5 protein-coding genes are annotated in these 5617 nt (G+C 66.6%); 3 read left to right on the forward strand and 2 right to left on the reverse strand.

Annotated features, from left to right (window positions below):
• Positions 1-788: AraC family transcriptional regulator (locus VLF18_RS18900; protein WP_325281181.1), on the reverse strand; the 788-nt coding region annotated here is incomplete at its 3' end.
• A gap of 107 nt (positions 789-895) precedes the next feature.
• Between VLF18_RS18900 and VLF18_RS18905 the strand changes: the two genes are divergently transcribed.
• The 3 genes from VLF18_RS18905 to VLF18_RS18915 all read left to right on the forward strand — a co-directional run bounded on the left by VLF18_RS18905 (position 896) and on the right by VLF18_RS18915 (position 4207).
• Complete coding sequence (locus VLF18_RS18905; RefSeq protein WP_325281182.1) at positions 896-1864, forward strand: alpha/beta hydrolase; 969 nt, start codon at positions 896-898, stop codon at positions 1862-1864.
• 226 nt (positions 1865-2090) lie between these two features.
• Entirely contained in the window at positions 2091-3134 is a 1044-nt protein-coding gene (gene phaE / locus VLF18_RS18910) for a class III poly(R)-hydroxyalkanoic acid synthase subunit PhaE (RefSeq protein WP_325281183.1), read from the forward strand.
• An 8-nt stretch (positions 3135-3142) separates the two neighbouring features.
• Entirely contained in the window at positions 3143-4207 is a 1065-nt protein-coding gene (locus tag VLF18_RS18915) for a class III poly(R)-hydroxyalkanoic acid synthase subunit PhaC (protein WP_325281184.1), read from the forward strand.
• Positions 4208-4250: 43 nt separating this feature from the next.
• On the opposite strand, the gene VLF18_RS18920 is transcribed toward VLF18_RS18915, so the two are convergent.
• On the reverse strand, positions 4251-5264 hold the full coding sequence (locus VLF18_RS18920; protein ID WP_325281185.1) for a phytanoyl-CoA dioxygenase family protein: 1014 nt from the start codon (positions 5262-5264) through the stop codon (positions 4251-4253).
• Positions 5265-5617: the final 353 nt, after the last annotated feature.

Below are 5617 nucleotides of genomic sequence, written 5' to 3' on the forward strand. Positions count from 1 at the left end.
ACGCCGCACTGCGCCTTGAACGCCCGCGACAGCGCCGCCTCGCTGCCGTAGCCGACCTCGCCGGCGATCAGCTTGAGCGCGCGCCCCTGACGCAGCGCGCGCTGCGCGAGGCCGATGCGCCACTGCTGCAGGTACGTGCCCGGCGTGCTGCCGACGGCGTCGCGGAACGCGTTCGCGAACACGCTGCGCGACATGCCGGCGCGCGCGGCGAGCGCGTCGAGCGACCAGTCCTGCGCGGGCTGCTCATGCATCGCCACGAGTGCGAGACGCAGCCTGGGATGCGCCAGGCCGGCGAGCATGCCGGCCTGTGTCCGTCCGCTTTCCATCAGATGCCGCAGGACCTGGATCAGCACGACGTCGAAGAGCCGGTCGAGCATCGCCTGCCGGCCGCAGTTGTGCGCGAACGCTTCCTCGAACAGCAGCGCGAGCACGCTCTGCGCACCGCTCAATTCGCTCAGCGGGAGGCAGGTGAAGGCGGGCAGCGCCGCCGCGATCGGATTCGACGCACCGCCGTCGAAGCGCAGGTGCGCGCAGGCGAAGTCGGCGCCGCGCTCGGGGTCGGTCACGAAGCGATGCGCGAGCGGGCGCGGGTACAGCAGCAGGCTGGGTTGCTCGACACGCACGGCCGTGGCGCCGCCGTGCATGACGTCGACGGCGCCTTCGCGAATCAGGTGCAGCTGGCCGCTTCCGGCCGGATCGAGGTCGTTGATGCCGCAGAGCGCTCCGGCGTGAAAGACCTCGGCCCTGATCGAGAAATGCGCCAGCAGTGCAGCGAGTCGGTCGGCCATCGATACTCTTGGTCAATTTATAAGGACGATTGATGCTAATTCGTGTCGGCCGCGCATGCAAAATCATTCCCGCCAACCGGCTCTTACCCACCACTCGGGAGATACTCATGAACGCACTGCTCCGCACGCTTACGGTTTCCCTGCTGACCCTCGCGGTTTCCGCGCCGCTCGTCGCCGCGCCGCCTTCGGTCAAACCCGCTGCGGCCAAGCCGTCGAAAGCCGTGTCCGCGCCGGCTGCGAAGTCGGCCAGTTATGTCACCACGTCCGACGGTGTGCAGCTCTACTACAAGGACTGGGGTCCGAAGGACGGCCCGGTCGTCACCTTCAGCCACGGCTGGCCGCTGAACTCCGACAGCTGGGAATCGCAGATGCAGTTCCTGGCCGCGCAGGGCTACCGCGTCGTCGCGCACGACCGTCGCGGCCACGGCCGGTCGAGCCAGCCCTGGGACGGCAACGACATGGATCACTGCGCGGACGATCTCGCCGCCGTGATCGAGGCGCTCGATCTCAGGCAGGTGACTCTCGTCGGCTTCTCGACCGGCGGCGGCGAGGTCGCGCGCTACGTCGGCCGCCACGGCACCGGCCGCGTCGGGAAAGTCGTGCTGGTGAGTGCCGTGCCGCCGCTGATGCTCAGGACCGAATCGAATCCGGGCGGCCTGCCGCTGGACGTCTTCGACGGCCTGCGCAAGGCATCGCTGAAGGACCGTTCGCAGCTCTACCTCGACATCGCCTCGGGTCCGTTCTTCGGCTTCAACCGGCCGGGCGCGAAGCCGTCCCAGGGCATGATCCAGTCGTTCTGGGTGCAGGGCATGCAGGCCGGCAGCAAGAACACCTACGACTCGATCGCGGCGTTCTCGGCGACCGACTTCCGCGACGATCTGAAGAAGATCGACGTGCCGGCACTCGTGATCCACGGCGACGACGACCAGATCGTGCCGATCGACGCGTCGGGCAAGGCATCGGCGAAGCTGATCCGCGGCGCGCAGCTGCTGGTCTATCCGGGCGCGCCGCACGGACTGGCGGACACGCACAAGGACCGGCTCAATCAGGATCTGCTCGACTTCCTGCGCAAGTGAGCATGACGGCACCGGTCACGCGACACCCATGACCGGGCGGCCGCCGGGCGCAAGCCCGGCGGTTTTTGCCGTTCCGGCAGTATCGAGCGTGCAGGCCGGAGGAAATCGCCGCGTCAAAACACTGCCGCCGCGTCATGCGGATGCGGTAGGCTCAGGAACCTCATGCTTTGTTGCGATGCAGCAAGCCGCCGGGTTAGCATCCGGCCGCTTTTTGGAGAAGGACACTATGTCGAATTCAGCGCAAGACTGGGTCACCCAATGGCAGAAACTCGCGCAGCGCTACTGGGAAGGCTGGCAGTCGCACGGCGTGGCGCCGACGGCCGGGCGGCCCGATTTCTCCGCGCCGTGGCAGGCCGGCCTCGAACAATGGGCGCAGCTGTTCGGCCAGTCGGGTCCGCAGAGCGATCTCGTCGATCGCGTCACCGCCAATGCCAAGTCCTATGTCGCGCTGATGCAGTCCATGCTTTCAAGCTCGCTGGGGCAGGGCGGCGGCGCCGATTCCGCCGCGGCCTGGACCGAAACGCTGCGCAACGGCTTCAACATCCCCGGCATGGATCCGGCGTTGTGGAATAATCCACTCGGCGCCAATTTCCGCGACATGGCCGGCCAGGGCGCCAAAGGCTTCGAGCAGCTCATGGCCGAATTCGGCCGCGGCGCCGGCCCGTTCAAGCAGGAACTGCTCGCGAACCTCGGCATGCCCGCGTTCGGCCTCGCGCGCGAGCATCAGGAGCGCTGGCAGCAGCTCGGCGCGGCGCTCGTCGACTACCAGGAACAGACCAACCGCTACAACACGCTGATCCTGAAATCGAGTCAGCAGGGTTTCGAACGCTTCCAGAGCAAGCTCGCCGAACGCGAGGAGCCGGGCCGCCAGCTCGACTCGGTGCGCGCCGTCTACGATCTCTGGATCGATGCCGCCGAAGAGGCCTATGCCGAGATCGCGCTGTCGGAAGAGTTCCGCAAGGCCTACGGCGCGATGGTCAATGCGCAGATGCGCGTGCGCTCGCTGATCCAGACCGAGGTCGAGCAGCAGACGCGCCAGCTCGGCATGCCGACGCGCAGCGAACTCAAGGGCGTGGAGAAGTCGGTGCAGGAACTGCGCCGTCATCTGAAAGCCGCCAAGGAAGCCTCGTCGGCCGACGTCGCCGTCGAACTCTCCGCCCTCCGTGCCGAAATCGACGCGCTCAAGCGCGAACTCGGTACGGCGAAGCCGGCCGCCGCGAACGCCGACGCCGAGGCCAAGCCGGCCGCGACCAAGAAGACCAAGCGCTGAGGATTCCCATGGGCCCGATCCGCATCGAACCGCAAAAGGCGCTCGACGAAGCGCTGAAGCTGCAGCAGAAGCTCTCGGCCGGCGCGCAGACGCTGCGCTCGCTCGACCCGGTCACGTTCGGCGTCACGCCGAAAGAGGCCGTCTACAAAGACGACAAAGTCACCTTGTACCGTTTCAGGGGCGACAAGGCGCCGACCGCGAAGACGCCGCTGCTGATCTGCTACGCGCTCGTCAACACGCCGTACATGGTCGACCTGCAGGACGACCGCTCGCTGGTCAAGAACCTGCTCGCGCTCGGACAGGATGTCTATCTGATCGACTGGGGCTATCCCGACGGTTCCGACAAGTTCCTGACGCTGGATGACTACATCAACGGCTATCTGCGCCGCTGCGTCGATTTCCTGCGCAAGTCGCACGGCATCGACGCGATCAACCTGCTCGGCATCTGCCAGGGCGGCGCGTTCTCGCTGTGCTTCGCGTCGATCTATCCGGAAAAAGTGAAGAACCTCGTCACGATGGTGACGCCGGTCGATTTCCAGACGCCGGACAACATGCTGTCGCACTGGGTGCGCGAGCTCGACATCGACCTGTTCGTCGACACGCTCGGCAACGTGCCGGCCGATCTCATGAACTACTGCTACCTCACGTTGAAGCCCATGCGCCTCAACCAGCAGAAGTACGTCGGTCTCGTCGACATCCTCGACAACAAGACCGAGCTGGAAAATTTCCTGCGCATGGAAAAGTGGATCTTCGACTCGCCCGACCAGGCCGGCGAAGCGTTCCGCCAGTTCATCAAGGACTTCTACCAGGGCAACAAGCTGCTCAAGGGCGGCCTGCGCATCGGCGACAAGGACGTGAGCCTGAAGAACCTGCGCGCGCCGGTGCTGAACATCTTCGCCGAGCAGGACCATCTGGTTCCGCCGGCAGCCTCGCGCGCGCTCAAGGACGCGACCGGCAGCGACGACTACTCGCAGATCGCGTTCAAGGGCGGCCACATCGGCATCTACGTGTCGGGCCGCGCGCAGCGCGAGGTGCCGCCGGCGATCCACGACTGGCTGGACAAGCGTTCCTGAAAGACCGATCGCGCCGCCGCGACGGCGGCGCGATTCCCGCGTCTCAGCGGTAACGCCGTCCTTCCTTGACGCCGTGGAGACGATAGTGGTCGATCGCCGTCGTCGCGCGCCGCGCCACGGCGGCGGCCACATCGGGATTCAGCGCGAGATAGCGATCCGCATCGAAGTCCGGCGGCGGAGCCGGATCGGCGGCGAGCCGCTCGACGTCCGACAGCGGCACGTCGACATACACGTTGGGGACGTGGCGTCCGCTCGCGATGTCGACCATCTCGCGGACGAACGGACGGCCGATCGCCGTGTCGGACAGCATCGGCGTGGTGTAGCAGCAGTCGGCGAAGAAATAGTGCGTGACCTGCGACCAGCGCGTGCGCGTCGGGTCGCGCTGCGGCGCGCCGCCGTGCAGCAGATTCGCCGACCAGATCAGCGCCTCGCCTTTCTTGGGCAGGAAATGCCGCGGCCTTGCGCCGCTCGTCTCCACCATCGCGCGCCAGTAGGGCTCGTACATGGTCTGGTCGCGGCTCGTCGTCGTGCCGGCGATGCGAACGCCGATCTGGTCGTTGTAGACGATCGGCCAGCGATGCGAGCCCGGGTAGTAGACGAGCGGGCCGGCGTCTTCGTGGACGTCCTCGAGCGCGAGCCAGACACCGCACATGAAGCGTTCGGGCACCGACGAGAAATGCACCGCGTCGGAGTGATAGTGCTGCTGCGAGCCGACCGGGAAGTTCAGGGTCTGGAACGGAAATGCGGAACGGCCGTAGAGATCGCCGAGCAGGCGGATCACGGTTTGGTTCGCTGCGATCGCCGCGACGTCGGCATCGTGCCGCCAGAAATCGAAGTAGCGCCGGCCTACGCCGAGCGGCCATTCGTCGCGCCGCCATCCGACCGCGTCGAACAGTCCGCCGAGGTGCGCCTTGATGCGTTCGGCGCGCTGTTCGAGCGCCGCGTCGTCGAAGCGGAACACGGCGAAGCCGTCGCGGTTCAGGTCGCGCGCGACGCGTTCGGTTTCGTCATCGAAGCCGAGGGTCGGAAGGATGGTTTCGAAGAACGGCGATTCCACGAGGGGAACGCCCGGAAGTAGCGCGCGTAGCGGGGCACCGCTGAATTCCATGACGCGTCGACGGCCGGCATTGGTGTGGTAACCGGCAACTCTTGCAGCCGTTCCGTGAAGCGACAATACCGTATGGAGGTTTCGCGCCGTCCATCGCCGTATCGCGACGGACGGCGCGACTTCGCGCGCTCAGCGCGACGTGTCGTCGGTCTTGCGCGTCGCGCGCCGTGCTCGTGCCGGCGACTTCGCCGTCGTCGCGGCCTTTTTCGCGACGCTGCGTTTTTTTGTGGATTTCTTCGCGGCCGTCTTCTTTGCGGCCGGTGCAGCGGTTTTCTTCGTCGCCGCAGCGCGCGGCTTGCGCG

Source organism: Tahibacter sp. (assembly GCF_035481375.1).
In the GTDB taxonomy this organism is placed as follows: domain Bacteria; phylum Pseudomonadota; class Gammaproteobacteria; order Xanthomonadales; family Rhodanobacteraceae; genus Tahibacter.

Coding starts and splice junctions, on each gene's coding strand:
- phaE (WP_325281183.1), top strand. CDS start 2,091: ATGTCGAATTCAGCGCAAGACTGGGTCACCCAATGGCAGAAACTCGCG.
- VLF18_RS18905 (WP_325281182.1), top strand. CDS start 896: ATGAACGCACTGCTCCGCACGCTTACGGTTTCCCTGCTGACCCTCGCG.
- VLF18_RS18915 (WP_325281184.1), top strand. CDS start 3,143: ATGGGCCCGATCCGCATCGAACCGCAAAAGGCGCTCGACGAAGCGCTG.